Below are 509 nucleotides of genomic sequence, written 5' to 3' on the forward strand. Positions count from 1 at the left end.
GCAGGACCCACTGACGCACCACTAAAAATAAGGCGCCAAAGACCACCGACATCACCAATTTATGGCCCACAATAAACTCCAGGACCCTTTCCAACCAAACTTCCAAACGCATTACTCCTGCTTAATTAATTTACTAATAGCTATTTTCAAACTGACAACTCGGTACCCTTACCCAGCGCTGGCAATCAGCCTTGATAAAGCGCCAATTCACCAATACGCCGCTGAATCTCTTGCAACTCGGCTTTATAGGCCTCACTGTCCACCTGCTGATAGCGATGTTTAAAGGCTTGCTTGTCAAAGCCCTCGGGCAGGCCATCAATGGAGGGGAAAAACAGTAACTCGCTGTCCAGCCCGGCCAATGTTTGCTGCAGACGTTCTGCGGTTTGCGGATCAGTCGCCAGTTCAGCAAAACGAATCCCTGTCATATCCGCAGCTAAGTCTACAAAACTGAAACCACTGCCCTTTTTCGCTCTGTCCATCAGTTCTTTGAATTCACCAATTGCAACACT

At 48.1% G+C, this 509-nt stretch carries 1 pseudogene; it reads right to left on the bottom strand.

The features are described 5' to 3' along the window. Positions 1–185: 185 nt before the first annotated feature. Positions 186–509, bottom strand: a pseudogene (locus J0A66_RS21590) (hypothetical protein); the annotation flags it as partial.

The organism is Bowmanella dokdonensis (assembly GCF_017254865.1).
Classification (GTDB): Bacteria; Pseudomonadota; Gammaproteobacteria; order Enterobacterales; family Alteromonadaceae; genus Bowmanella; species Bowmanella dokdonensis.